General features: G+C 65.8%; 28 protein-coding genes and 1 pseudogene. 13 read left to right on the top strand and 16 right to left on the bottom strand.

What is annotated here, in order from left to right; translation table 11 throughout:
- Nucleotides 1-65: 65 nt before the first annotated feature.
- Nucleotides 66-521, bottom strand: coding sequence for an RrF2 family transcriptional regulator (locus D3877_RS00260; protein WP_085557233.1), 456 nt, complete (start codon nt 519-521; stop codon nt 66-68).
- Between the two features lie 324 nt (nt 522-845).
- Here D3877_RS00260 and D3877_RS00255 point away from each other — a divergent pair, with 324 nt between their 5' ends.
- Together D3877_RS00255 and D3877_RS00250 are read left to right on the top strand one after the other, a co-directional pair.
- A complete protein-coding gene (locus tag D3877_RS00255) occupies nt 846-1787 on the top strand; it encodes a pseudouridine-5'-phosphate glycosidase (RefSeq protein WP_119830689.1) in 942 nt (313 codons plus the stop codon).
- A gap of 57 nt (nt 1788-1844) precedes the next feature.
- Nucleotides 1845-2258: a hypothetical protein gene (locus D3877_RS00250; protein WP_119830688.1), complete on the top strand. Its 414-nt coding sequence runs from the start codon at nt 1845-1847 to the stop codon at nt 2256-2258.
- 135 nt (nt 2259-2393) lie between these two features.
- Here D3877_RS00250 and D3877_RS00245 read toward each other — a convergent pair whose 3' ends face one another.
- The 9 genes from D3877_RS00245 to ihfB all read right to left on the bottom strand — a co-directional run bounded on the left by D3877_RS00245 (nt 2394) and on the right by ihfB (nt 9218).
- Nucleotides 2394-2870 carry an invasion associated locus B family protein gene (locus D3877_RS00245; RefSeq protein ID WP_238474651.1) on the bottom strand — a complete coding sequence of 159 codons (477 nt, stop codon included), beginning with the start codon at nt 2868-2870 and terminating at the stop codon, nt 2394-2396.
- Nucleotides 2871-3004: 134 nt separating this feature from the next.
- Entirely contained in the window at nt 3005-3874 is an 870-nt protein-coding gene (locus D3877_RS00240; RefSeq protein WP_119828815.1) for a pirin family protein, read from the bottom strand.
- 146 nt (nt 3875-4020) lie between these two features.
- Nucleotides 4021-4671, bottom strand: coding sequence for a uracil phosphoribosyltransferase (upp, locus tag D3877_RS00235; protein ID WP_119828814.1), 651 nt, complete (start codon nt 4669-4671; stop codon nt 4021-4023).
- 84 nt (nt 4672-4755) lie between these two features.
- A complete protein-coding gene (locus tag D3877_RS00230) occupies nt 4756-5673 on the bottom strand; it encodes a diguanylate cyclase (RefSeq protein ID WP_119828813.1) in 918 nt (305 codons plus the stop codon).
- 71 nt (nt 5674-5744) lie between these two features.
- Nucleotides 5745-6389: a phosphoribosylanthranilate isomerase gene (locus D3877_RS00225; RefSeq protein WP_119828812.1), complete on the bottom strand. Its 645-nt coding sequence runs from the start codon at nt 6387-6389 to the stop codon at nt 5745-5747.
- On the bottom strand, nt 6386-7129 hold the full coding sequence (gene pyrF / locus D3877_RS00220; protein WP_119828811.1) for an orotidine-5'-phosphate decarboxylase: 744 nt from the start codon (nt 7127-7129) through the stop codon (nt 6386-6388). The genes D3877_RS00225 and pyrF overlap by 4 nt, the downstream gene beginning before the upstream one ends.
- A 340-nt stretch (nt 7130-7469) precedes the next feature.
- Nucleotides 7470-8426, bottom strand: a complete 957-nt coding sequence (gene lhpI / locus D3877_RS00215; protein ID WP_119828810.1) for a bifunctional Delta(1)-pyrroline-2-carboxylate/Delta(1)-piperideine-2-carboxylate reductase — start codon at nt 8424-8426, stop codon at nt 7470-7472.
- 75 nt (nt 8427-8501) lie between these two features.
- A complete protein-coding gene (locus D3877_RS00210; protein ID WP_119828809.1) occupies nt 8502-8888 on the bottom strand; it encodes a lipopolysaccharide assembly protein LapA domain-containing protein in 387 nt (128 codons plus the stop codon).
- 48 nt (nt 8889-8936) lie between these two features.
- Nucleotides 8937-9218 carry an integration host factor subunit beta gene (gene ihfB / locus D3877_RS00205; RefSeq protein ID WP_119828808.1) on the bottom strand — a complete coding sequence of 94 codons (282 nt, stop codon included), beginning with the start codon at nt 9216-9218 and terminating at the stop codon, nt 8937-8939.
- Nucleotides 9219-9524: 306 nt separating this feature from the next.
- Between ihfB and D3877_RS00200 the strand changes: the two genes are divergently transcribed.
- Nucleotides 9525-11216: a methyl-accepting chemotaxis protein gene (locus D3877_RS00200; RefSeq protein ID WP_158599751.1), complete on the top strand. Its 1692-nt coding sequence runs from the start codon at nt 9525-9527 to the stop codon at nt 11214-11216.
- 57 nt (nt 11217-11273) lie between these two features.
- Here D3877_RS00200 and D3877_RS00195 read toward each other — a convergent pair whose 3' ends face one another.
- Together D3877_RS00195 and D3877_RS00190 are read right to left on the bottom strand one after the other, a co-directional pair.
- Nucleotides 11274-12551, bottom strand: a complete 1278-nt coding sequence (locus tag D3877_RS00195) for a pentapeptide repeat-containing protein (protein ID WP_119828806.1) — start codon at nt 12549-12551, stop codon at nt 11274-11276.
- Between the two features lie 6 nt (nt 12552-12557).
- The gene (locus D3877_RS00190; protein ID WP_158599750.1) at nt 12558-13535 is read right to left on the bottom strand and encodes a hypothetical protein; all 978 of its coding nucleotides are present in this window, start codon (nt 13533-13535) and stop codon (nt 12558-12560) included.
- Between the two features lie 288 nt (nt 13536-13823).
- Between D3877_RS00190 and D3877_RS30405 the strand changes: the two are divergent.
- The 4 genes and pseudogenes from D3877_RS30405 to D3877_RS00175 form a co-directional block, all read left to right on the top strand.
- Nucleotides 13824-14009, top strand: a pseudogene (locus D3877_RS30405) (hypothetical protein); the annotation flags it as partial.
- A gap of 74 nt (nt 14010-14083) precedes the next feature.
- The gene (locus D3877_RS29255; RefSeq protein ID WP_147395064.1) at nt 14084-14830 is read left to right on the top strand and encodes a hypothetical protein; all 747 of its coding nucleotides are present in this window, start codon (nt 14084-14086) and stop codon (nt 14828-14830) included.
- Between the two features lie 395 nt (nt 14831-15225).
- Complete coding sequence (locus tag D3877_RS00180; protein ID WP_238474650.1) at nt 15226-16344, top strand: Do family serine endopeptidase; 1119 nt, start codon at nt 15226-15228, stop codon at nt 16342-16344.
- Between the two features lie 19 nt (nt 16345-16363).
- Complete coding sequence (locus D3877_RS00175; RefSeq protein WP_119828804.1) at nt 16364-17107, top strand: hypothetical protein; 744 nt, start codon at nt 16364-16366, stop codon at nt 17105-17107.
- Nucleotides 17108-17140: 33 nt separating this feature from the next.
- Here D3877_RS00175 and D3877_RS00170 read toward each other — a convergent pair whose 3' ends face one another.
- On the bottom strand, nt 17141-17407 hold the full coding sequence (locus D3877_RS00170) for a hypothetical protein (protein WP_238474649.1): 267 nt from the start codon (nt 17405-17407) through the stop codon (nt 17141-17143).
- Nucleotides 17408-17699: 292 nt separating this feature from the next.
- Here D3877_RS00170 and D3877_RS00165 point away from each other — a divergent pair, with 292 nt between their 5' ends.
- Both D3877_RS00165 and D3877_RS00160 read left to right on the top strand, forming a co-directional pair.
- Nucleotides 17700-18095: a hypothetical protein gene (locus D3877_RS00165; RefSeq protein WP_119828803.1), complete on the top strand. Its 396-nt coding sequence runs from the start codon at nt 17700-17702 to the stop codon at nt 18093-18095.
- 203 nt (nt 18096-18298) lie between these two features.
- Nucleotides 18299-18508: a hypothetical protein gene (locus D3877_RS00160; protein ID WP_147395063.1), complete on the top strand. Its 210-nt coding sequence runs from the start codon at nt 18299-18301 to the stop codon at nt 18506-18508.
- A 3-nt stretch (nt 18509-18511) separates the two neighbouring features.
- Here the strand turns inward: D3877_RS00160 and mtnA are convergent, their stop codons facing one another.
- Entirely contained in the window at nt 18512-19606 is a 1095-nt protein-coding gene (gene mtnA, locus D3877_RS00155; RefSeq protein WP_119830685.1) for an S-methyl-5-thioribose-1-phosphate isomerase, read from the bottom strand.
- A gap of 214 nt (nt 19607-19820) precedes the next feature.
- Between mtnA and D3877_RS00150 the strand changes: the two genes are divergently transcribed.
- Genes D3877_RS00150 through D3877_RS00135 form a run of 4 tightly spaced genes read left to right on the top strand, consistent with a single transcriptional unit; the run spans nt 19821 to nt 23419 of the window.
- The gene (locus D3877_RS00150; protein ID WP_119828801.1) at nt 19821-20825 is read left to right on the top strand and encodes an ABC transporter permease; all 1005 of its coding nucleotides are present in this window, start codon (nt 19821-19823) and stop codon (nt 20823-20825) included.
- Nucleotides 20826-20838: 13 nt separating this feature from the next.
- Entirely contained in the window at nt 20839-21747 is a 909-nt protein-coding gene (gene nikC, locus D3877_RS00145) for a nickel transporter permease (protein ID WP_119828800.1), read from the top strand.
- Nucleotides 21748-21751: 4 nt separating this feature from the next.
- Entirely contained in the window at nt 21752-22618 is an 867-nt protein-coding gene (locus D3877_RS00140) for an ABC transporter ATP-binding protein (protein ID WP_119828799.1), read from the top strand.
- Between the two features lie 24 nt (nt 22619-22642).
- The gene (locus D3877_RS00135) at nt 22643-23419 is read left to right on the top strand and encodes an ABC transporter ATP-binding protein (protein WP_119828798.1); all 777 of its coding nucleotides are present in this window, start codon (nt 22643-22645) and stop codon (nt 23417-23419) included.
- Between the two features lie 4 nt (nt 23420-23423).
- Here the strand turns inward: D3877_RS00135 and D3877_RS00130 are convergent, their stop codons facing one another.
- Entirely contained in the window at nt 23424-23957 is a 534-nt protein-coding gene (locus D3877_RS00130) for a GNAT family N-acetyltransferase (protein ID WP_119828797.1), read from the bottom strand.
- Nucleotides 23958-24091: 134 nt separating this feature from the next.
- A complete protein-coding gene (locus tag D3877_RS00125; RefSeq protein WP_199720662.1) occupies nt 24092-25912 on the bottom strand; it encodes a bifunctional diguanylate cyclase/phosphodiesterase in 1821 nt (606 codons plus the stop codon).
- Nucleotides 25913-25990 lie beyond the last annotated feature (78 nt).

Genomic DNA, 25990 nt, shown 5'->3' with positions numbered 1-25990 from the left:
TGTGATTTGTCGTATTCGCCGATTCAACACCCTTGTGCGGAATTTACCCAGTCCGCAAGGGGGAATCAAATCGTAAAGTCGATGCGGTCTTCCGTTTCGCTCTCCACCCCGGCGGCGCGCGCGCGCATGCACAGATCCTCGATGGTGATGGTGTCGAGCTGCTTCATCGTCTCTTCCTGAAGCTCCCCCCACAGCGGGCGGACCACCTTGTGCCCCAGAATCGAGCCTGCCGGCTCTTCGATCGGGTCGGTGGCGGTTTCCATGGAACGGACGACCTTGACGATTTCACCCAGCGTGATCCGCCGCCGTTCGCGCGCCAAGCGATACCCACCGCGCGGCCCGCGCACCCCGGCCAGAACGCCGTCGCGAACAAGCTGCTGAAGCACCTGTTCCAAATAGCGTTTTGGAATTCCCTGGCGACGTGTGATTTCCCCGGACTGCACCGGCTCGGTGCCCGCGTTGTAGGCGATGTCGAGAACCGCCTCGATGGCGAACATCAGCTTTTTGGAGATGCGGAGCATCACGACCACTCCTGAAAGATCCTAATGGGCGGATCCAGGCGCCAAAGGCCCGGACTCGAAACCCGGCGTTCGGGGAGTATGCCGCAGCCTCTCCCCATCCGGTCTGTTGGTTTGTCGTTTTTTACATCGTAACGTCGGTAATTCACAAGCCGATTTGTCGCATCCCCTCTGGAAATTCACAGCGCAATCACGCAAGCCCCATTCGCGCTGGCGGCGCCGCTGAACTGTGAAACCAGCCACACCCTGTCACGCAACCGCTTCGCGATGGAGCGGCGCCGATCAACCGCCTATCATGACGCGTCGCTGACCACCGGGATTCCCGCCATGCACGCCCGCCTGACCATCACCCCCGACATCGCCGACGCGTTGGCCGAGCGCCGCCCGGTGGTGGCTCTGGAATCGACCGTGATCTCCCACGGCATGCCCTATCCCAAAAACCTCGCCACCGCCCGCGCGCTGGAAGCCGAGGTTCGCGACTCGGGCGCAGTTCCCGCCACCATCGCGGTGATGGACGGGCGCATCCGCATCGGTTTGGACGATGACGCGCTGGAACGTCTGGCGTCGGGCGGATCGGCGGCGCGCAAGCTCAGCCGTCGGGATCTGCCCATCGCCTTGGCCACCGGCGCGTTGGGGGCCACCACGGTGGCGGCGACCATGATCGCGGCGCGGCTGGCCGGAATCGCCGTGTTCGCCACCGGCGGCATCGGCGGCGTGCATCGCGGGGCCGAACGCAGCTTTGACATTTCCGCCGATCTCGACGAATTGGCCCGCACGTCGGTCTGCGTGGTCTGCGCCGGGGCTAAATCCATCCTGGACCTGCCCAAGACGCTGGAGGTTCTGGAAACGCGCGGCGTCCCGGTTCTGGGTTATGAAACCGACGAATTCCCCGCCTTTTACAGCCGCCGCAGCGGTCTGCCCGTCGATCAACGCTGCGACACCCCCGCCCAGGTCGCCGCCATCCTGCGCGCCAAATGGGATCTGGGGCTGGAGGGCGGCGTCCTGCTCGCCAACCCAATCCCCCAGGCCGACGAACTCGACGCCGACGCCATGGAAAAGGCCATCGCCCAGGCGCTGGCCGACGCCGAATCGCAAGGCGTCACCGGCAAGACCATCACCCCGCATCTGCTGGCGGCGCTGGAACGGATCACCCAGGGGCGCAGCCTGACCGCGAACATGGCGCTGATTCGTCACAACGCACGGGTGGCCGCCGCTGTCGCCATCGCGCTGTCCGCCGCAGAATCCGGTGACTCCCGCATGCCGCCTTAACAATCCGTTAACTGCCTTGGCATGAGTGTGGAATCATTCGACAGCGGAGGTTTGTTCATGCGCGGACCCAACAGCTCGGTTTTGGAGTCTCAGGCGGTTGCCTTGACCGACCAGACCGACGGCGCGACGGCGTCAGCCGACGCGCAACCGGCGGCGCGGGTGGCCCGCATCCTGTGGGCGTCGCAAGCCGCCGCTCTGCGCGCGTCGCTGTCCTCGCGGGCGATTCACGACATTGAAAACGCCGTGACCTGCGATCTCGACAGCCTGGAACTGCCGGAAGTCTATTTCACCTCGGTCGAGGTCGGCGGGCGGGTGGTCACATGCGATCTCGACGCGTCCGGCACCGCCTCGATCTTCGGGCTGATTGACGCCAGCGAGTATGACGAGCTGGTCGAAGCGGCGGGCGACGAGGCCCTGTTGGGCGTCGATTGGGATGGCGTTTACGTCACCCCGGCGCGCACACGGCATTGAAAACGGCTGCGCGCAGCGACGACGACGCCACAGCAACCGCCAACAGAGTTCCGGCTTTCACGTCGCGGAACGCCGCGTCTTGATGGATACGCCGGGCGGGCGGCTGGTGAAAACCGCCCGCTCTCAGCGGTTGATTTACTGAAGGTTGCGCTGCATCTCTTCAAAGTTCCGCGAGAAGCCGTTCAGCGGAAAATCAATGTCGCGCTTTCCCGCCCGCAGGAAATTGACGCGGACCAGGATCGACGAGCCGTTGCGGAACTGATCGACGACGCGGCCCGACATGAAGTTCGGGAACATGCACATGTTCAGCGTCGCGATGTGGGTTTCGATGCGCGGTTGACGATCCACGCGGATCGCGCAGGAATCGACCAACCCCTGGCTTGTCGTCAAGAACAGGTGAAAATCATTGCCGGTCGGGATGACGCTGAGCGCGATGAAGCCGACGTCCTTGCCGTCGTCAAACAGGCGGTAGACCACCAGGCGACAGACCTTGCTGTCGGTCATCCGGTCCACATCGCACTGATTCGTCCAAGCTCCTTCCGGCCCAAGCTCGGCCCCCGCCTTGGAAAAATCCACAGCGGCGGCGGGCTGGAGAAGGATCGCGGACATCATCGCCGCCACAAAACCGCACAGAAGACCTCTCCAGCGCATCGCTTAGACCCCTTGCCGTCATTCCGGTTTCCGTGAGGCCGCATGATAACCGTGGAACACCGGGGCGCAAGGCGTGTCTTGCCGCACGCCAAAGGTTAGCCGATCCGGCCTTCCTCGTAATCGCGGAACGCCTGCATGACCTCCTCGCGCGTGTTCATCACGAACGGCCCGCCCCAGGCGATGGGTTCGCCCAGCGGATTCCCGGCCAGCAGCAGAAAGCGCGCGCCCTGCGCCCCTGCCGTCGCCGCGATTCGCTCGCCCGCGCCCAGCACGATCACGCGCGGGCCGGTCAACTCCTCGCCATTGCCGCCGCCATCGTCGCCAACGCGCAAGCTCCCCTCGAACAGGACCAGACAGGCGGTGTGGCCGCTGGGAACCGGCTCGTCAAAGCTCTGTCCGGCGGGCAGGGTCACGTCGAAATAGCGGGCGTCGGTCGCCTCGGCCCGCACCGGACCCGCCGTGCCGCGCGCGGTGTCCCCGGCGATCACCACAATTGTGACGCCGCCGTCACGCGACTCCACCGGAATCTGCGGAGCGGGGAATTCCTGGTAACGCGGCTCGGTCATCTTCAACCGGGCCGGCAGGTTGATCCACAATTGGAAACCCTTCATCAGACCTTCGGTCTGTTCGGGCATTTCCGAATGGATCAGGCCGCGTCCGGCGGTCATCCACTGCACCCCGCCGGTTTCGATCACCCCCCCATGCCCCCGGCTGTCGGCGTGGCGCATCCGCCCGGCCAGCATGTAGGTGACGGTCTCGAAGCCGCGATGGGGATGGTCGGGGAATCCGGCCAGATAGTCGGTCGGCTCGTCGGAGCCAAACAGATCGAGCATCAAAAAAGGGTCGAGCGTGCGCAGGCGGGGCGTTCCCAGCATGCGCGTCATGTTCACCCCGGCCCCGTCGGAGGTGGGCATCCCCTCGACCGAGGCGATCACAGGGCGGATGGCGGGGACGGCGGCGGTCATGACGATCTCCTCAAAGCAAACATCCGCCTAGAGGTAGCCGTTCGCGGCCCGTTCGGTAAGGGGGCCGCGTGGGGAAGAGTGTTGCGGCGAGCGGGACAATGCGCGGCGGGGGGCCGCGCACGCTATCCTTACTTGCCCACCTATCCTTACTTGGTGCCGAACATCCGGTCGCCCGCGTCGCCCAGACCGGGGACGATGTAGGCGTCCTCGTTCAGATGGCTGTCGAGCGCGGCGGTGAAGACCTTCACGTCCGGGTGCGCCTCGTGGAAGCGGCGCACGCCCTCGGGCGCGGCGACCAGGGCCATGAAACGGATGTCGCCATCCTCGACCCCGTGGCGGTTCAGCACGTCGCAGGCGTGGGCGGCGGAGTTGCCGGTCGCCAGCATCGGATCGACGACGATGAACAGGCGCCCCTCGGCGGGCGGCAGCTTCACCAGATACTCGTGCGGCTGCTTGGTCTCATGGTCGCGGTAGAGGCCGATGTGGCCCTCGCGCGCCGACGGCACCAGTTCCAGCAGCCCCGCCGACATGCCAAGCCCGGCGCGCAGCACCGGCACCACCGCCAGCTTCTTGCCCAGGATCACCGGGGCGTCCATCGGCTGCAACGGCGTCTCGATCCGCTCCGTGGTCAGCGGCAAATCGCGGGTCAACTCATAGCCCATCAGCAGCGAGATTTCGCGCAGCAGGGTGCGGAAGCCGCCGGTCGAGCGCTGCTTGTCGCGCATCAGCGTCAGCTTGTGCTGAATCAGCGGGTGGTCGAGGATGAACAGGTTGGGGAAATTGGGTTCGATGCGCATGGGTCGGGTTCGCCGCTGGCTGGGATTGGCCGCGATCCTACCCCGCCCGCCCCCGTTCGGCCAAGATGCGGATGCGCCGTATGCTCAGGCGCGCGGGCGGGCCGGTTTCGTCGGCGCGGGCGGAGCGGCGGGACGGTCCACCCCATGGCGGATCACCCGGTTGCGCCCGGCGTTCTTCGCCTGATAAAGCGCCCGGTCGGCCCGGATCAGCAAATCATCGACGCTGGCGCCGTCATCAACCTCCACCAGCCCAAAGGACGCGGTGACGGCGATCTCCCGGCCATCGGTCAGCAGCACCGGCGACTCCATCAAATCCAGCCGCAGCCGGTCGATGACGGCGTAGCCCTCCTCCATCTCGGTTTCCTTCAGACAGACGAGAAACTCCTCGCCCCCCATGCGGAAGGCTTCGTCAAAGCTGCGGACGCCCCGGCTGATGACGGCGGCGGTAGCCCCCAGCACGCGGTCGCCGATGTCGTGGCCATAGGTGTCGTTGATGTTTTTGAACTTGTCGATGTCGGCCAGCGCCAGACAAAAGGGCTTGCCGGTGCGGTGGAAGCGGTTGTGCTCGCGCTCCAGCGCCTCCATCATCCCGCGCCGGGTGCGCAGGCCGGTCAGCGGATCCAGGCCGGACGCGGCGGCGCCAAAGGCGCGCTCCATCCGGCGCAGATGCAGGACGAACTCCTCGAAGCGGGCGATGACCGCCTCATACTCCGCCTCGCTGGGGCTGTCGCCGCCCGACGCCTTCAACAGCGCCAGCTTGGCTTGACGGTGCATCTGCTCATGCAGGGTGGCGAGCTTCAGCACGGCGGGTTGATGCACCAGATCGTCGCGGTTGGCCGCCACGCACCAGGCGGCGAAGGCGGCGGGAGCCGAAGGCCGCTCGCCGCCCACGCCGTCGCGGAAAAAGGCCGCGCGGTGCCATTGGCCAACCCAGCGCAGATGCTCGTCCAGCACCACGCCCAACAGTTCGGTGGCCGACTGGGAGGAAGTCGCGTCGCTCATCGTCGCATCTTACCCGACGACGACGCGCAACGCCATGCGGCGATCATGGCGGCGCAAGGGCCGCGCTCATCTCACAGCCCGCCGAGGCTGGACAGGAAGGCGCGGATCAGGGCCGCGTCCTTGTGGCCCGGACGGTCCTCCACCCCCGACGACACGTCCACCTCGGTCGCCCCGGTGACGCGCACGGCTTCGGCGACATTCTCCGGCGTCAGCCCGCCCGACAGCATCCAGGGCTTCGACCAGCGGCGGCCCGCCAGCAGGGTCCAATCAAAGGCGACGCCGTTGCCGCCCGGCAGCGCGCCGGTCTTGCTTGGTGGCTTGGCGTCAAACAGCAGGCGGTCGGCCACCTCGGCGAGTTCGGCGGCGGCGGCCAGATCGTCCGGCCCGCCGATCTTGACCGCCTTCATCACCGGCATCCGGTAGCGCGCCTTGATCTCGACGATCCGGCGCGGGTCTTCCGAGCCGTGCAACTGGATGACGTCGAGCGGCACTTGACCGATCACATGCTCCAGAAAAGCGTCGTCGGGATCGACGAACAGCCCGACCGAGCGGACTCCCGTCGGCACCAGCCGCGCCAACTCCCCCGCCATCGCCGGGGCGACCGCGCGCGGGCTGGGCGGGTAGAAGACGAAGCCGACATAGCGCGCCCCGCCGGTGACGGCGGCGCGCAGGGTGTCCGGCTCGCTCAAGCCGCAGATTTTGACGGCGACGCTCATGCCGCCCCCCCAATCCCAGCGCCGCCAATTTCAGCGTCCGCGATCTCCGCCGCGATGCGGCGGGCGGCGGCGGCGGGGTCGTCGCTGGCGGTGATCGGGCGACCGATCACCAGATGATCGGCCCCGGCGGCCAGCGCCTGGGCGGGGGTGGTGAAGCGCTTTTGATCGTTGGCCGCCGCCCAGACCGGACGGATGCCCGGCACCATCAGAATGAAATCCGGCCCGCAAGCCGCGCGCAGGGCCGCGACCTCGGCGGGGGAGCAGACGACGCCGTCCACGCCCGACTCCTTGGCCAGCAGGGCCAACCGCGTCACTTGATCCGCCACCGGAACCGCTTGCCCGACCTTGGCCAGATCGGCGTCGTCCAGGCTGGTCAACACGGTGACGGCGAGGATCTTCGGACGCTTCGCCCCGGCGCTGGCCGCCGCCTCCGCCGCCGCGCGCATCATCGCCGGGCCGCCGGAGCTGTGGATGGTCATGAAGGCGGGCGCCAACGGCAAGGCCGCGCGCACCCCGGCCCCAACCGTGTTGGGAATGTCGTGCAGCTTCAGGTCCAGGAACAACGGCGGGCCGTCCTCCCCCACCACCGCGCGGATTCCCGCCGGGCCTTGGGCGGAAAAGAACTCCAACCCCAGCTTGATCCCGCCGACCGCCCCGTTCACCTGCGCGGCCAACCGGCGGGCGGCGTCAATCTCGGTGGTGTCGATGGAGCAGAAAATGCGCGAAGCGGCGGACATCATGGGGCTGCGGTCTCCAAAACCCGAAACATCAAAAACGCTGGCACCCTAGCAAGGGCGACCCGAGAGCGCCAGAGCGGGCGGAGAGTGCGGGGGGAGGGATTTTTTTTGACACCGATGAACACAGATAAACACAGATGAAATATGATGCGTGTATCTATAAAGCGGACATCTCCTGACGCGCTTCATTTCTCATTAATAAAATCAAAATGAATCCAATAAAATGAGAAAATTTGAATAGAATATAGGCATCTATCACGAATATTCACCAAAAGAAAGAACTCATCACCCTTCATCTGTGTTTATCTGTGTTCATCGGTGTCAAAAAACTCTCACCCCTCCCTCACCGGATCGAATCGTTGTGCAGCACCATCTCCACCGCCAACTGCGCGGCGCAGAGGTCTTCCAGCGCGGTTCCGACTGATTTGAACAGGGTGATCTGGTCGTAAAAGCGCCGCCCGGCCCGTTCGCCGCGCGTCAGGTCGAAAAGGTCGCCCGCGATGTCGTCCTCGGTCAGCACGCCGTCCCGCAGCGGTTGGACGATGTCGCCCGCCTCCTGGCACGCGCCCTCGCGGGTGTCCACGAAGACGCGGGCGCGGCGGACGCAATCATCGTCGGCCTCGCGCATGTCCGGGGTGAAGCCGCCGATCAGGTCGAGATGCTGGCCCGGTTGCAGCCAGTCGCCCTTAATCAGCGGCTCGTTCGCCAGGGTCGCGCAGGTGATGATGTGGGCGCCGCGCACGGCCCCCTCCAGATCGTCGGTCGCCTCAATCTTGAATTTCGGACGATGGAAACGCGAGACGACCCGCTTGGCCTTGTCCAAATTGCGGCCCCAGACCAACACCTGCTTGATCCGGCGCACCGCTGTGTAAGCTTCGACCAGTTCCGGGGCCAGCGCCCCGGTGCCGACCACCAGCAGCCGGGCGGCGTCGGGTTGCGCCAGATAGGAAGCCGCCAGCGCCGAGGCCGCCGCCGTGCGCCGCTTGGTCAAGGCCATGCCGTCGATCAACGCCTGCGGAACCCCGGTCTTGCCGTCCATCAGCAGATAGACGCCCTGCACGGCGGGCGAATCCTGCGCGCCATTGTCGGGGAACACGGTGACGATCTTGACGCCGATGGACTGGTTGACCTGCCAAGCGGGCGTCAGCAGCAGCGTGGCGTCGTTTTGGCCGTAGGTTTCCACCCTGTGCTGGTGGCGCACCGGCGCGCTCACCCCGGCCCGGAAGGTCTGCCGCATCCGTTCAATCAGCATCGGGTAATGCAGAACGGATTTCAGTTCGGCGCCGGGGATGGTGCGCATCGGCGGGACTCCCGAAAACACGACGCCCGCCGGACCATCCGGCAGGCGGTCATCGGCGGGCGGAAGCGTTTGCGGTCAATGCACCGTCGGGACGGACGGCGCGGCGGCGACCGGCAGGCCGGGCGCGCCAAGCGGCCCGGACACCGGGCGCGACAGCTCGGCCAAGCGCTTTTCGGCGGCGGCGGCGCGGGCCTGCGCCTCCTTCACCTCGCGCTCCAGAAACAGGACGCGGTTGCTTTCGCGCCGGGCGCGGCGGCGGTGGCGGCGCTGGCTGTTCCAAACAACGAAGCCGCCCGCCAGAAACCCGGCCAGCAGGGCCAGCAGCGCCGCCAGATACAGCGGCGCGTCCAGCGTGAAGGGCAGAGGCCACAGCGACAGGGTCACGCCGTCACGGTTGGACACCGCGAACAGCACCGCGACCAGAGCGATGGGCAGGGTGACGATCCAGGACAGATAACGCAAAGCGACGATTCCTCAGAAATACGGACCCTCAAGACCGGCGGGGAACGATCAATCCGTGTTCAACCGCTCCCGAAGCTGTTTGCCGGTCTTGAAGAAAGGGATGCATTTCTCACCAACGTCAACCGATTCCCCGGTGCGTGGGTTGCGACCTGTGCGCGCGTCGCGCCGCTTGATCGAAAACGCCCCGAAACCGCGCAGCTCCACCCGGTCGCCCCGAGCCAGCGCCTCGCTGATTTCGTCGAAGATGGTGCCGACGATCTTTTCGATGTCGCGCTGGTACAGGTGCGGATTGCGCTCCGCCAGCCGTTGGATCAGTTCCGACTTGGTCATGGCCGTTGACGTTTCCCCTTCTGCGCGGGGCGCGTTGTAAGGATGCCCGCCGCTTGGAAAAAGCGTGCCACCACGCCCCCACCCCGTCAAGCTAAGCCGTTCTGACGAAACATCTTTCAGCCCGCCCGCGCGGCGCGGCGGCGCGCGCGGCTAAAGTAATGTCGCCCCGCAGTCAGGAATTACACTTTTCATTCAAAAAATTTCCAAATGGACACTTGATTTAGATACCAAACTTTCGTCATAGACTGTTAAATGGATGGAAATAAAAACAACAGTTGCCGTCACACAACTTTAACGGAGCAGACCATGCGTGCGATTTTCTCGACGAGCATCGCGTTCCGTGTCTATGCGTTGATTGTTCTTCTTGGCTCCGTCGCCATAGGAATTGCGACTTTGGCCTGGTACGCGTTGAGCGTCTATCAGACGAAAGTCGACCGCATTCAGGAAGCCTCGCAAAGCGCCGTCATCGGCGAGACGATCAACGCCACGGTTCTGGCCGTCGTGATGGATTCGCGCGGCGTCTACATCGCCGGCTCCCCCGCCGAGGTGGAGAATTTCGGCAAGCCGCTGCTGGTCAATCTGCGCAAGCTGGACGATCTTCTGGGGCAGTGGGAACGGGCGACTCCCCCCGATTTGCGCGGCGACTTCGAGCAGACGCGCGACGCCGCCCGCGCCTTCATCGGTTTCCGCACAAAGCTGGTTGAGCTTGGCCGCAGCGACGGCTCCCCCGCCGCCCGCGCCTTTGGCGACAACGAGGCCAACCGCAGCAACCGGCAGGCCCTGAACCGCGCCATCGAAACCCTGGCCGGCCGCAACAATCAACGGATCGCCTGGGTGGTCGCCGATCTGGAGGACTTCCACCAGACCATGCGCTGGCTGTTCAGCGCGCTGGCGGGCGGCGGCGTGCTGGTGGTTCTTGGTCTGGCGACGGTGATCGTCCGCCGGTCGATCACCGCCCCGCTCCACGCCATCACCACCACCGTCGAAGAGTTGGCGCAGAATCGGCAAAATCTGGTCATCCCCGGCCTGAACCGGGCGGACGAAATCGGCGCCTTGGCCCGCGCCGCCGAAGTGTTCAAGCGCAACGGCGCGGAGATGCTGCGCCTTCAGGCCGAAGCCGCCGCCACCCAGGAACGGGCCGAACAGGACCGCCGCGCCAGCATGATCCGCATGGCCGACCAGTTCGAATCGGCGATGGCCGGGGTGGTCGGCACAGTCGCGTCATCCGCCGAACAATTGCGCGTCAGCGCGCAAAATCTGGCGGCGGCCACCGAAAACACCCAGAACCGGGCGGCCAGCGCCGCATCCGCGTCGTTGCAGACCTCCGACAATGTGCGGATGGTCGCGTCAGCGGCGGAGGAGATGAACACGGCGGTCGTCGCGATTTCCGAGCACATCGCCCAATCCAGCCGCATCACCGAAACCGCCGCCCGGCAGGCCGCCCGCACCGACCAGACCGTCGGCAGCCTCGCCCAGGCCGCTGGCCGCATCGGCGAGATCGTCGGATTGATCCAGTCCATCGCCGGTCAGACCAACCTGTTGGCGCTGAACGCCACCATCGAAGCCGCGCGCGCCGGGGACGCGGGCAAGGGATTCGCCGTCGTCGCCAGCGAGGTCAAGCAGCTCGCCAACCAGACCGCCAAGGCGACGGAGGACATCGCCGCCCAGATCACCGCGATCCAGGGCGCCACCACCGACGCGGTCGGCGCCATCCAGGGCATCACCACCACCATCGACGAGGTGCATGAGCTTGGCGCCGTCATCGCCGCCGCCGTCGATCAGCAGGGCGCGGCCACCAGCGGCATCGCCCACAGCGTTGAAGAGGCCGCCACGGGATCCCAACAGGTCGCCGAGGATGTCGGCAAGGTGACGGACGCGGCGATGACCAGCGGCGCGGTCGCCGCCCAAGTTCTGGGCGCGGCTGGCGCCCTGACCGATCAGGCGCGTCGTTTGAAACAGGAAATGGACCGCTTCCTCACGACCATCCGGGCCGCTTGAGGGGGGCGTCTTGATGGGGGCCGCCTGACGGCGCGGCCCTTCCCCCCCGGTGGGCGGTTACGCCGCCCCCAGCCGGGTTCCTTCCAGAATGGCGTCGTCGAGCACCGCCGAACTGCGGTCGCAGCCGGTCAGATCGGCCATGGTCAGGTCGCTGCCCTTCATGTTGGTCCGCAGCAGCGACGCTCCGGCCAGCCGCGCCCGCACCAGCGAGGCGCGCATCACCTTGGCCCCGGCGCTGACCAGCAGCATGCCCAAATTGGCGTTGTCGAGCTGACAATCAATCAGGATCGCCCGGTCCAGCTTAACCCCGCGCAAATCGGCGCTGCGCAGATCGGCGGAACGCAGGTCGGCCCCGTCGAACTGGGCGGCCTGAAGCTGGGCGCCGTGCAGACGGGCGTTGCGCAGCTTGGCCCCGGTCCCTTTGGCCAGCGTCATGACCTTGCCCGACAGATCGGCCCCTTCCAGATTGAGGCCGGTCAGGTCCAACTGGCTGCCCTGCTTGCCGCTGGTGCCCAGCCAGATCATGTGCTGCTTGAGCATGGTGTCGAGCTGTTCGGCGGGCAGCGTCGGCATTTCGGCGGCGACCGCCGCCTCTTCCTCGACATCCGGCTCCGGGGCGTCGCCCGCGTTCAATTTAGCGGCGCGGCGGGCGTCCTCGTCGGTGCGGATCGCCTGTTGCATCCGCTCGTCGTCGATCTGCGTGCCGCTCAAGATGGCCCCGCGCAGATCCGACCCGCTCAGGTCAGCCCCGCGCAGATCGGCCCCGGTGAAGTTGGAGCCGCGCAAGTCGGTGCGGTCCAGCCGCGCGCCCGACAGCTTGGTGTTGGTGAAGTCGGCGGCCTGGGCGAAGCTGCCCGACAGGCGCGCCCGCGCCATGTTGGCGTTGGTCAGCCGGGCCGACGCCATGTCCGCCGGACCGGGATCGAAGCCGACAACCTTCATCTCCCCGTCGCTGTTGCGGTTGTAGACGCTGCCGTCGCGCAGATCGACTTCCACCATGGTGGCGCCGTCCAACTGCGCGCCACGCACGTTGGCCCCCCGCATGTCGGTGCGAATCAGCCGCGCCTCGGTCAGGTTGGCCCCGCGCAAATCGGCGCCGTAGAGATCGGCGTGGTCCAGCAGCGTTCCCACCAGCTTGGCGTCGCGCAGAATGACGCCGGACATGTGCGCCCCGGTCAAATTGCGCCCCGACAGGTTCAGTCCCGACAGGTCAAAAAAGGGCAGATTGGCCCGCGCGCCGTTCGGGCGCCCTTCCAGGAAACGCAGGTGCCGTTCGCAGACTCGGTCGAGCTGCTCTTGGGACAATCGGATGCGGGATTTGCCATCTTGCGCCATCAGCGGTCACGCGAACAGGGCGTCGATGTCGGACTGGGAAATCTCCGCCCCGCCGCCGGTCGGTTCCGGGGGCGGCGGAGGAGGCGGCGGAGGAGCGGCCTTTTTCTTGGCTGGGGGTGGCGGCGGCGGTGGCGGGGGAGGAGGCGGGGGAGGAGGCGGTGGGGGCGGCGGCGAGACCTCGAAGGCCGGTTCAGCCCGCTCCATCGCGCTGGGAAAGCTGTCGAACAGGGCGTCGATGGCGTCTTGGCTGACCTCCGGCCCGCCAAGCTGGGGACCGTTGAGCAGATGCGCGTCGGGCCGGGTGTCGCCGCTCTTGCGGTGCGAGGTGACGTCGTCGCCGACGCCCTGCCCGCCGACGGCCAACCGCTCGACGCCCCAAATCTCGATCATCGTGTTCACGCGCTCTTCGATGTAGCGCAGCGTGTTCACAACCTTGGTGGTGCGTTGGCCGGTGATGTCCTGGAACGAGCAGGCGGTCATCACCTCGATGCACCACGCCTCGATCGCGTCGATCTGTTCGGCCAGATCGGGATCGTCGCGCGGGATCGACATGGTGATTTCCTGAATCTTCTCGGTCGCGTTCAGGATGTCGGTGGTCGCGCGCTCCGTCGCCGCGACAATTTCGTCCAATTCGCTGGTCGCCGCCTCGATTCGATTCGATCCGGTGTCGGTCGCCTTCAGCGCGGCGATGTCGCTGCGCGCCTCGCGCACCACCTGGGTGATGGCGGTCAATTCCTGCTGGAAGCGCTGGTCGCCACCCGCCGGACCGGCCAGCCCGAGCGGGACCGAGGGCGTCGCGCCGCTCAGGCGGTTCACCTGATGTTCCAACTGGCCGACCAGCCGCTGGAAATCATCCGACGCCACGACGCGGGTGCGCCGGTCGCGCATGCGCAGAAAGGCCCGGCCCCGCGCCGACTGCGACAGGGCTTCTTCCATCTGCAAATAATCTTGCTCGGTCAGTTCCAGGAGTGGCCCGCCGCTCATCCCATCCATCCGCCCAGCCTTTAGCCCACCCGAAGGTCATAATCGCCACTTTACCCTGAGAAAGCCCCCAGGGCAAAGCGGTCCAACACGTATGTCGCCCCACCGCGCGCAATCCAGCGCCCGCCCGGTCGGGCGCGTGATCGGCGTTTCAGTCCGCCGCCCGCCTCGGCTATGATGGCGGGAACGGGCTTGAACACGCTTTCTTTTTCTCCCAAATCAGCCCGGTTCACAACGGAGAGGGCGGCCCCATGGCGGCAGTGGCGGTGAAGATGGCGACGAAGACGGCGGCGCCACTGGGTGGCTGAGCGAACCTTCGGATGGATGACACGCTGGAGACGTCTGGTTCGCGACTATGAAACCAGGATCGACGTCTCCGGCGGAATGATACATGCTCGCTATGGAAAGTCTTCGGTTGAAGCCGTTGTCAAACGAACGCTCATCGGGAATGGTGCTTGGATACCGCAAAAAGAATAGAATCTGTAAAATCGTATTTTTGATCGTCGTATAAATATAAAACCGTACCTGAATCGCCGGTTTTGGAGATTAAAATGCGTTGCGGAAGACAGGCGCCGATTATTTTTGTCGGCATCGCTTTTGGATATTTTTGGCTCTCCATTGTGGGGGCTATTGTTTGCGGTTTTTTATTCGGTGGAATCGCTAAAGCATCCGCCTATCTGGCGATGAATAAAAATTCTCCTTCGAAGAAAATTTCATACATGACGATCCAAATAATTGAGATCCTTGCATTCACTTTACTAATTCAATTTCTAGGAATCATATCATCAGAAGTAACAATTCTCGCTGATGATGGATTTTTTATTGAAGATAACCATAAAATTTTACAGTTTGTTTTGTATGGAGACGTACAGAACGCGTTTTCTTCTATCTTTTTATCGCCTTTTGGGAAAAGTAATTATGTTTTTTCAGATAAATTGTGGCTGTTTCATAGCTACAATTACTTAGCCATCACGTCACCCCTGTTTTGTCTTTCGTATATTTTTAGGTACAAAACCATTCCAATGAAAAAAGAAGGTAATTGGAAGGTTATCAAAGAAATATTTGGATTTTTAATCGCATTCATCGTGTATTTTATATTTCTTGGCATAGAAATAAAATACACCGTTGATGGCTGTCACAAATGTGGAATCGTAGAGGAATACATAGTCATGCATCTTATGGGTAAAATTTATACAGGGGTCCCTATTATGGCTTTATTGAGCATGGTCCCAGTGTACGCTCTATCAATCTCATTTAGTTCCGCTAGGTTTTTTATTAAAAATTGCGGTAAAACTTAATATTATGATATCAATGCGATTACAAAAAATAACTCTCATTGCCCAGAATATTTACAAAACACCAATTGCACCGTTAGTTCCTCATAAAAATAAACCTTAGATTGCTTTGTTTCTTCATAAAAATCTGCGGAAAAATGTGCAATCATGAGCCGTTTCACTTCACTTGGTGACTATCGGCACTCATGAATAGCAATATGCAGCCTTGGTGCGGACGAAATCAGCCTTTTCCCGCAGCCTGAGAACGCGCCCGACTGATGATCCACCGCCCCCGCCCGGTCGGGCGCGTGATCGGCGTTTCAGTCCGCCGCCCGCCTCGGCTATGATGGGGAAACGGGCTTGAACACGCTTTCTTTTTCTCCCAGATCAGCCCAGTTCACAATGGAGAGGGCGGCCCCATGGCGGCAGTGGCGGTGAAGATGGCGACGAAGACGCTGACGAAAACGGCGGCGGCGCTTGGAGTCGCGGCGTGGCTGGCCGCCGGGGCGGCGCTGGGCGGATTCAGTCTTCCGGCGGCGGCGGCCCTGCCCGTCGGGGCCACCGGGGTTCACACCATCGCGCCGATGCTGGAGCAGGTGACGCCCGCCGTCGTCAACATCTCCGTCCTGTCGCGGGCGCCGCAGGCGGAAAACCCGCTGCTGCGCGATCCGCTGTTCCGCCGCTTCTTCAACATCCCCGACCAGCCCCAGGCCCGCCCGCAAATGAGCGCCGGGTCGGGGGTGATCGTCGACGCGGCGCGCGGCTACGTCATCACCAACAACCATGTGGTGGAGAACGCGCAGGAGATCGCCGTCACCCTGAAAGACCGCCGCCGCCTGCGCGCCAAGCTGGTCGGGCGCGACGCCGCCACCGACATCGCCCTGCTGAAGATCGAGGCGAAGGGGTTGAGCGCCCTGACCATGGGCGATTCGGATCGGCTGAAGGTTGGCGATTTCGCCGTGGCCATCGGCAACCCTTTTGGCCTGGGTCAGACGGTGACGTCGGGCATCATTTCGGCGCTGGGGCGCAGCGGCCTGAAGATCGAGGGGTATGAGGATTTCATCCAGACCGACGCCTCGATCAACCCCGGCAACTCCGGCGGGGCGCTGGTCAATTTCAGCGGCGAGCTGATCGGCATCAACACCGCCATCATCGGCCCGGCGGGCGGGTCGGTCGGCATCGGCTTCGCCGTTCCGGTCAGCATCGTCCGCTCGGTGGTCGATCAATTGAGCGAGTTCGGCGAGGTGCGGCGCGGACGGTTGGGAGTCGCCATCCAGGATCTGACGCCCGATCTGGCCGACAGCCTGAATCTGGTCGGCGACGAAGGCGCGCTGATCGCCAAGATCGAGCCGGGATCGCCCGCCGACGGCGGCGGCCTGCGCAGCGGCGACGTGGTGATCGCCGTCGATGGCCGCCCGGTGCGCAGCGCCACCGATTTCCGCAACCGCATCGGCCTGCTGCGCGTCGGCACGCCGGTGAACGTCACCGTGGTCCGCAACGGCGCGCAAAAATCGCTGACCGTGCGCACCGCGAAGTAAAGAGTGTTACGGTAGCGGCATGACCCGTCCGATCAACCAACGCCGCGCCGCCGCGCCCCCGGTCGCCAAATCCCCCGCGCAGCGCCAGCGTGAAATCGCCACGTTGCTGATGCGGCTCGACGCCATGCTCAAACAATCGAACGAGCAGGCGACGGCGGCGCGCGAACGGGTGTCGATCGGCGGGCTGACGCGCTACCGCCGGTTCAGCCGCCGGGTCCGCGATTTCTTCGCGCTGGCCGCCGTCGCCCAAGAGCGGCTCGACGCGGCGCCGGAGGAGATGGAGGATTTGATCGACGCGATGACCACCGCGCTGGAGCGTTTGCACACGCGCATGGTCGTCGTCTTCGTCGAGGGCACCGTCGCCTTTTTCGCCGCCTACGCGCGGGTGAAGGCGCTGCCCATCGGCGCGCATGAAATGTGCGGGGTGGAGCTGCGCGGCGTCATCGAGATCCGCAAATTCCTCGACGATCCGCTTTATGATGGGGAGCGCGGGGTCGCTCTGCGCGCCCAGGCCGACCGCATCATCGGCCTGATCCGCGTCGTTATGGAGCGCATCCCGCCGCTGCCCGATTTCGGCGACTCGCCCAGCATCGGCCCGAAGGGCGCGGTGAACAGCCCGCTGAAAGGCCCCGGCGCGGGCGTTCCGCGCCCGGCGGGCCGTCAACAGAGCTTGCCGCAGACTCCGCGCCAAGCGCCCCCGCCCCCGGAGGTCCGTTCCCTCAGCCTCAACCAGTTCGAGGATGAGGAGGACGACGAGGGCTAAAGGTCGGAGAGTTAAAGGCCGGTTGGTCTTGGCTCAACGCTCATGGCGACCGCTGGGGGTGCTGAGCGCGCCGACCGCCGCGCCTGCGGCGCCGCCCAACAGGCCGCCATAGATCGCGCTGCCGCCGGTCACGGAGCCGATCACCGCGCCGCCCGCCGCGCCGACGCCGCCGCCAACCAGCGCGTTGTTTTCCCGGCGGCTCAGATTCTCGCAGCCCGCCAGAGCGCCCGCCGCCATCACCAGAACCACCAAGCCCGTGGCCGTGCGGCTCATCGCCGCGCCCTGTGTCATCATGGTCATGTGATCTCTCCTTCTGTTTTCGCGCGCCATCGAAAAAAGGGCGCGCGTCCTGGTGAAAGATCTGGGAAGCGGCGGCGACGAACGCTTGTGACCTTTCCGGGACCGTTTTTTATGTCCCAAGAGACGACCGAGACAATCTCGTCTCCAGTCAGATATGCAAAAAACGAATAGCTTTCACAACGCATTGTTCATATTCGCAATCCATAACGTTCCCGCCAACCATTCGTCCGCCCATCAAACACCGCCCCCGTCCGCTTCGTCGCGGGCGCGCTGGCGGACAAGAAACTCGGGGATGCCCGCCATGCCTTTCGCCGCCCGCCCGACGCCACTGTTGTCGGCCGCCCCGTGCAGCCCCAGCGAACGCCGCGAGCGCAGCCCGTTTGCCGCGCGGCCCGGTCTGGACGGCGTTCCGACCTTCGAGCGTGACGCGCAGGCCCATCCCCCTGGCGCCACGCATCGCCCGGCCCCGGTTCCGCCCCCACGCGCCAGCGAACCCCTCCCCACCGAACCGATGGGCCAGATCATTGAAATGGCGGCGACCGGCCTTTGGGTCATCAAGCGGCATGGCGTTCTGATCGACATCAATGGCCGCAATCACTGGGACAGCGCCGCCGCCGTCACCGCCGCCGCCACGGCGCACGGCGTTCCGCTGTCGGACATCGTGATCCACACCGGGGCGATGGCGTAACGCGCTCAAACCATGCGGTCGCATGCGTCGCCGGTTGCGCGGACATTATGGCGCACGCCGTGACATCCGCCTTGCCGATCAAACAGTTGCGCCATCATCGCAACTCACTCACTATGCGCGGCTTGAACGATCAACACAGGGTGGATTCGCCGTTTTCCATCCCCCGGGGTGATGACGGACCGGCCACCCGCCGCGCGCGGGCCATGGAAGACATCGACCGCCAACGAACGCTGGAGTATTTCGAACGGTTGGGAAAGGAGCGCGTGCGCCTTTACGCCGCCATCGACTGCGAGCGTTTTTTGGGCGGTTGGCAGGTGCGCGAGTTGGCCGACCAATGGCTGGCCGGTCAGGATGGCGACAACCGCGCCCGCCCGCTGTGGCGGCGCCTGCTGCGCCGCCAGCGCCAGAGTTGAGCGTCAGCGCCGTTCGGGAAACAGGCTGAACAGCCCCTCGCGACTCGCCGCGCACACCCCGCGTTCGGTGACAAGCCCCGTGACCAGCCGGGCCGGCGTCACGTCAAAGCCGTAATTCGCCACCGGGCTGCCGTCCGGCGTCACCTTGATGGTTTCCGTCCGCCCGTCGGCGGTCAGGCCGGTCAGATGCGTGACCTCGCGCCCGTCGCGCTCCTCGATGGGGATTTCGCGCAGGCCGTCGCTCATCCCCCAATCGATGGTCGGCGACGGCAGGCCGACGTAAAAGGGCACGCCGTTGTCAAAGGCGGCCAGCGCCTTCAGATAGGTGCCGATCTTGTTGCAGACGTCGCCGGTCGCCGTGGTCCGGTCGGTGCCGACGATGCACAAATCAACCTTGCCATGCTGCATCAGATGGCCGCCGACATTGTCGGCGATGACCGTGTGCGGCACGCCATGGCGGTTCAGCTCCCACGCCGTCAAGCTGGCCCCCTGGTTGCGCGGGCGGGTTTCGTCCACCCAGACATGCAACGGGATCCCCTGTTCGAACGCCGCGTAGACCGGGGCCAGCGCGGTTCCCCAATCGACCGTCGCCAGCCAACCGGCGTTGCAATGGGTCAGCACCTGCACCGGCTCGCCCGCCCCCTTGCGCTGGGCCGCCGCGCGGATCAGCCCCGCGCCATGCTGGCCGATGGCGTGGTTGATGGCGACGTCCTCGTCGGCGACCGCCGCCGCCTCGATGGCCGCCGCCGCCGCGCGGGACTCCTCCGGCACGCCCGCCAGATGGTCGCGCAGCCGGTCCAGCGCCCAACGCAGATTGACCGCCGTCGGGCGGGTCGCCAGCAGCGTGGCGCAGGCCCGCTCCAACCCGTCGTCGGAGGGATCCTCGCGCATCGCCAGCGCCACGCCATAAGCCGCCGTCGCCCCGATCAACGGCGCGCCGCGCACCAGCATGGCGCGGATGGCGTGGGCGGCGTCCTCCAGGCTAGTCAGGTGAACGACGGCGAAATCGTGCGGCAAGCGGGTCTGGTCGATGATGGCGACCGCGCCGCCATCCTCCGTCGGCCAAATGGTCCGATACGCCGCGCCGTCGATCCGCATGTCCCCGCCCTCCCCCGAAATCCGGCGCCGATTCCGGCCTCCGCTGATTGGCCCACCATAGGCGGGGTCGGCGGCGGGTTCAATGTGGGGGAGCGCGACGCGGTCGACGCCACGCAACATTGCGCAAGCAACGGAAGGCTTTGCAGAACGGGCCGAGTGTGGTTGCCTGGAAACCTTGTCGCTGACGACGCCATAATGTGGAGCGCCCCCGCGCATGGTGAAACGCTGTCTCGGCCTGATCGCCTCGGTCGCCGTGACCCTGCTGGGCCTGTTGCTGGTCACGTTTCTGATTGGCCGCGTCGTTCCCATCGACCCGGTTCTGGCCATCGTCGGCGACCGCGCCAACGCCGACACCTACAGCCGCTTGCGGATGGAGCTTGGCCTCGACCTGCCGCTGTGGCGGCAGTTCTTGCGCTACCTCGCCGCCGTGGCCCAGGGCGATCTGGGGCAATCCGTCCTCACCTCCCGCCCGGTGCTGGAGGATGTGTTGCGGGTGTTCCCGGCGACGCTGGAGCTGGCGACGGTCGCCGTCGTCATCGGCGCGGCGCTGGGGGTTCCCGCCGGTGTGCTGGCCGCCACCCATCGCGGCAGTCTGGCCGACCATGCGATTCGCCTGCTGGGGCTGGTCGGCCATTCCGTGCCGATCTTTTGGCTGGGGCTGATGGGGCTGCTGCTGTTTTACGCCAAGCTGGATTGGGTTCCGGGACCGGGCCGCGTCGATATTGTCTATGAGGGGCTGGTCGAGGCGAGGACCGGCATCCTGACGCTGGACGCCCTGCTGGCCGGGGAAACCGACGTGTTTTGGAACGCCCTGCACCATCTGGCCCTGCCGTCGGTGATTCTGGGCCTCTACAGCGTCGCCTACATCGCGCGGATGACGCGCAGCTTCATGCTCGACCAGTTGCGCCAGGAATACATCACCACCGCGCGGGTCAAAGGCCTGTCGGAGGCGCGGGTGGTCTGGCGCCACGCGCTGGGCAACATCGCCGTGCCGCTCATCACCGTCATCGCCCTGTCCTACGCCCATCTTCTGGAAGGATCCGTGCTGACCGAAACGGTGTTCGCCTGGCCGGGCCTGGGGCAATACATCACCAATTCGCTGCTCAGCGCCGACATGAACGCGGTTCTGGGCGGCACCCTGGTCGTCGGCTCCGTCTTCATCGGGCTGAACCTGCTGTCCGATCTGCTGTACCGCCTGCTGGACCCCCGTGCGAGATAAGGCCGCCGTGACGATGAGCGACGCTTCCCCCCCATGGCGCGCGTGGCTGACCACCGACACGCCGCAATCCCGCCTGCAAGCCCGCCTGGGCCGCGCCTGGACCGGCTGGCGGACCTTCCGCCGCAACCGGCTGGCGATGGCCGGGCTGTTGATCGTTCTGGCCCTGGTCGTGGTGGCGGCGCTCGCCCCGCTGCTGGCCCCGCATCACCCCTATGAGCAGGATCTCGCCAACCGGCTGCTGGCGCCGGGGCCGGGCCATTGGCTGGGGACCGACAGCTTCGGGCGCGACATCCTGTCGCGCCTGCTCTACGGCGCGCGGCTGACCTTGATGATCGTCGCCCTGGTCGCCGTGACCGCGCCGGTGGTCGGGCTGTTGATCGGCACGGTGGCGGGGTATCTGGGCGGCTGGACCGACGCGGCGCTGATGCGCGTCACCGACATTTTCCTGGCCTTCCCCAAGCTTATTCTGGCCTTGGCCTTCGTCGCCGCGCTTGGCCCCGGCATCGAAAACGCGGTGATCGCCATCGCCATCACCTCCTGGCCGCCCTACGCGCGCATCGCGCGGGCGGAAACCCTGACCGTGCGCCACGCCGATTTCATCAGCGCCGCCCGGCTGCAAGGGGCGTCCAGCCTGCGCATCATTCTGGGCCACATCATGCCGCTGTGCGTCGCCTCGCTGGTCGTGCGGGTGACGCTGGACATGGCGGGGGTGATCCTGACCGCCGCCGGACTGGGTTTTCTGGGTTTGGGCGCGCAGCCGCCGCTGCCGGAATGGGGGGCGATGATCGCCGCCGGACGGCAGAATGTGTTGGAGCAATGGTGGGTCGCCGCCATGCCGGGCTTCGCCATCTTCATCGTCAGCCTCGGATTCAACCTGCTGGGCGACGGCCTGCGCGACGTTCTGGATCCGAAGGGGGATTGAGGCGATGAGCGACCAACCCCTGTTGGAGGTCTCCAACCTTCGCGTCGCCTTCCCCACCCGCCAGGGCGTGACCGAGGCGGTGCGCGGAGTCTCCTTCACCCTGGGCCGGGAAAAGCTGGGCATCGTCGGCGAATCCGGCTCCGGCAAGTCGATGACCGGGCGGTCGATCCTGCGTCTGGTGCCGCCGCCGGGAATCGTCACCGCCGACCGTCTGGCCTTTCGCGGCGAGGATTTGCGCGACGCCTCGGAAAAGCGGCTGCGCGCCATCCGGGGCAGCGGCATCGCCATGGTGATGCAGGATCCGAAATTCTCGCTGAACCCCGTGATGACGGTGGGCCGCCAGATCGCCGAAGCCTATCGGGTCCACAGCAAGGCCAGCGCGCGCGAGGCCAAGCGCCGCGCCCTGGAGATGCTGGAGGCCGTGCGCATCCGCGATCCCGAACGGGTCTATGACCGCTACCCGCACGAGGTGTCAGGCGGCATGGGCCAGCGGATCATGATCGCCATGATGCTGATCCCCAACCCCGACCTGCTGATCGCCGACGAACCGACCTCGGCGCTGGACGTCACCGTGCAGATGCAGATTCTGGCGATTTTGGATGATCTGTGCGGCCAGCGCGGCATGGGCATGATTTTCGTCAGCCATGATCTGAACCTCGTCGCGTCCTTTTGCGACCGCATCCTCATCATGTACGCCGGGCGGGTGGTGGAAAGCTGCCCGGCGTCGGAACTGCGCGACGCCCGCCATCCTTACACGCGCGGGCTGCTCGACAGCCTGCCCCGGCTGGACGATCCGCGCCGCGATTTGCCGGTGCTGACCCGCGATCCGGCTTGGCTGACCGACGACGCGCCGCCCGAAAAGGCCCGATGAGGAAAGCCCAATGAGGAACGCTCCATGATCCGCGTTGAAGACCTCCGCGTCGCCTTCGGCCAGGACGCGAACCGCGTGACCGCCGTGGACGGCGTGTCGCTGACCGTGCGCGAGGGCGAATGCTTTGGGCTGGTCGGCGAATCCGGGTCCGGCAAATCCACCGTGCTGCGCGCGGTCAGCGGCCTGAACCACGACTGGACCGGGCGGGTGTCGGTCGCCGGGGCCGATCAATCGCCGCGCCGGGCCAAGGGCTTTTTCAAGACCTGCCAGATGGTGTTCCAGGATCCCTACGGCTCGCTCCACCCCCGCCATTCGGTGGACCGCATCCTCGCCGAACCCGTCGCCATCCACGGCTTGGACGATGCCGACGGGCGGATCGACCGGGCGCTGCGCGAGGTCGGGCTTGGCCCGTCCTTCCGCTTCCGCTACCCGCATCAATTGTCGGGCGGCCAGCGCCAGCGCGTCGCCATCGCCCGCGCCTTGATTCTGGAGCCGCGCGTCCTGCTGCTGGACGAGCCGACCTCGGCGCTCGACGTGTCGGTGCAGGCGGAAATCCTGAACCTGCTGCGCCGCCTGCGCGCCGCCCATGGCCTGACCATGGTTCTGGTCAGCCACAATCTGGCGGTCGTCGCCAATCTGTGCGACCGGCTGGCGGTGATGAACCGGGGGCGGCTGGTGGAGGAGTTGACGGTGGACGCCCTGCGCCACGGCGACGCCCGCCAGCCCTACACCCAACAACTGCTACGGGCCAGCCAGGGCTATGACCGCGCGACGGCGGAAAGCTTCCGCGACTTCGCCTGACGGGTCACGCTCCGCCTCCGGCGCTGGAAGTGGTGTTGGTCGCTGCCAACGCCTCATAGACCATACACGGTTCACCCTCATAAAGGCCCGCGCCGACGAAACCCATGCCTGCCCGTTCGGCCACACGGCGCGAGCGATCATTGCCCGGCGCGATGGTGGCGATCACCCGCGCAAGCCCCAGTTCGGCAAAGGCGTGGCGCAACAACCGCGTCGCCGCCTCCGTCGCGAAGCCCTGCCCCCAGACGGTCGGGGCAAGCCGCCAACCGATCTCCACCTCCCCCTCATAAGGGACCAGCGACGCCCAGCCGAGAAATTGCTCCGGCGCGCGGCGCGGCGCGAAGGACCAATAGCCAAGCCCGGACGGATGACGGGCCTCGATCCGCTCCGCCAAACGACGGGCGTACGCCGCCCAATCCGTCGGAGGGCCGCCGACATGGCGCGTCACCGCCGGATCGGCGTCCATCGCCAGAATCTGGGCCAGATCGCCCAACACGCGGGGCCGCAAGACAAGCCGTTCGCTGTGCAGAACTGGGAGCATCGCAACGATCCGGGGCCATTGGTTGAGTTTCGCAACCTTACGCGGCGTCGCGCCGCTCTGGCAACGCCTTGCCCCAAACGTCCCCCACAGATCTTATTTCCGACTCAAAACAATCAATGCGATGGCTCAGAGCCTCACCGCATTCCCGACAGGCGGATGACGCACAGCTTGTCCGCCGCGCTCTTGGCGTGGGTTTTGTTGTCGGCGATGGTGGCGTTGATGGCGTCGGGCGTCAGGCTGTGCGGGCCGGGGGCGATGGCGACCACCACGCCGCTGACCGACAGCAGCGGATAGGACCGCATCGCCCCGTAACGATCCTTGGCCATGAAGCTTCCCGCCTCGCGCGTCGCCGCGTCGTAGAGGCTTTCGGCGTCGGAACGGAATTGCGCCACCAGCTCGACCAGCCGGGCCAACACCTCGGCCTCGTCGCCGCCGCTGACGCCGAGGAAGAAATCATCGCCGCCGATGTGGCCGACGAAGCATTCGCCGGGCGCCGTCGCCGCCCAGGCCTTCAGCCGCTCGCTGAACATCAGGATGGCGCGGTCGCCCTGGCGGAAGCCGAAATTGTCGTTGAACGGCTTGAAATTGTCGAAATCCAGATAGGCCAGCGCGTGGGACCGCGCGCCGTCGGTCAACGCCTCTTCAATGTGGCGGACGATGGCGGCGTTGCCGGGCAGCCGGGTCAACGGGTTCTGGTCGGTCGCCATGGCGAGGTTGCGTTCATGGACCAGCCGCAACAGCGCGCTGCTCGACAGCACCCCGGCGTAAGCCCCGCCCTCGACGATGACGATGCCGTCGTCGGCGGAATCGGCGGAGAAGGCTTCGATCACCCGATCCAGCGGGGTGGAGATGTCGCAGACCGGCATCTTGATGACCAGATCGTCAAGCCGGTCGCCCAACCCCCGGTTGCGCAGCAATTCGCCGCCGAAGCGGGAATAGACGAAGCGCTTCAAATCGCGCTCACGGATCAGGCCGAGCGGGCGGTCATGCTCGTCCACGATGGGGGCGATGGAGGCGCTGCCGTCGCCCTTGAAGTAATCCAGCAAGTCGGTCTTGCGCGCGGTGACGCGCAGCGGCGGCAGGCGTTCGATCACCTCGGACAGACGACGGTGCGCCTCGCTCGGTTGACGGCGGTCCTTGGCGTTCAGATCCTCGATGATGGCGTAGCTGGTCGGCAGCGCGCCGATGTCCAGACGCGGGCGGGAAATCAGGAAGCCTTGGGCGAAATCGCAGCCAAGATCGCGACAAACGTAAAACTCGCTGGCCGTCTCCACCCCTTCGGCGACGATCTGGATGCCCAGCGCGTGGGCGTGGCCGATCACCGCCGCGACCAGCGCCCGCTTACGCGCGTCGCTGTCGATGTTGCGGATGAAATACTCGTCGAGCTTCACGTAATCGGGCCGCGCCTCGTACAGCAGGCGCAAGCCCGCGTAGCCGACGCCGAAATCATCGATGGCGATGCCCAACCCGCCCAGCCGATACTGCTCGATGGCCCCTTCGACGGCGACGCCGGGCGGGGTGGAGCGCCGTTCGGAGATCTCCAGGACGATTCCGCCCTGCCGCCGTCCGCCGCCGTCGCGCGGCAGCCAGGGCGAATCCGGCTTGCCGACCAGACGGGCGTCGAGATTCAGGAACAGCTTGGCCTCGGTCCAACCGGCCAAGGCGCGGTAGGACGTCACCGCCTTGGCGTGCAGCGCCGATTCAACCGCCCCCAGCACCACAACCCCCGCCGCGTCGGCGGCGTCGAGCAGGGCCGTGGCGTCGGCGAAGGGCGTGCGGTCAAAGCCACGCAGCAGCGCCTCATACCCGTGGCAACGCCCGCTGCGCAGTTGAACGATGGGTTGAAAGGCGTAGGTCAGGGCCGCCACCACCGGCGCCCAATCGAACAGCGGTTTGGACGCGGAGTCGCCAGCGCCGCCCACCGGGGCGGGCCGCCCGTCCGTCGTTTCGTCCATTGATAGCAAGGTCATTGAAAGACCGCCGCCCGCTGTGTTGCGCGCGCCCGTCGCGCGCCGAAACCCGATGGCTCAAGA

The sequence above is a fragment of the Azospirillum cavernae genome, from assembly GCF_003590795.1.
GTDB lineage: Bacteria > Pseudomonadota > Alphaproteobacteria > Azospirillales > Azospirillaceae > Azospirillum > Azospirillum cavernae.
The sequence above is the reverse complement of the archived record's forward strand: the minus strand, read 5'-3'. Positions and strand labels throughout refer to the sequence as shown.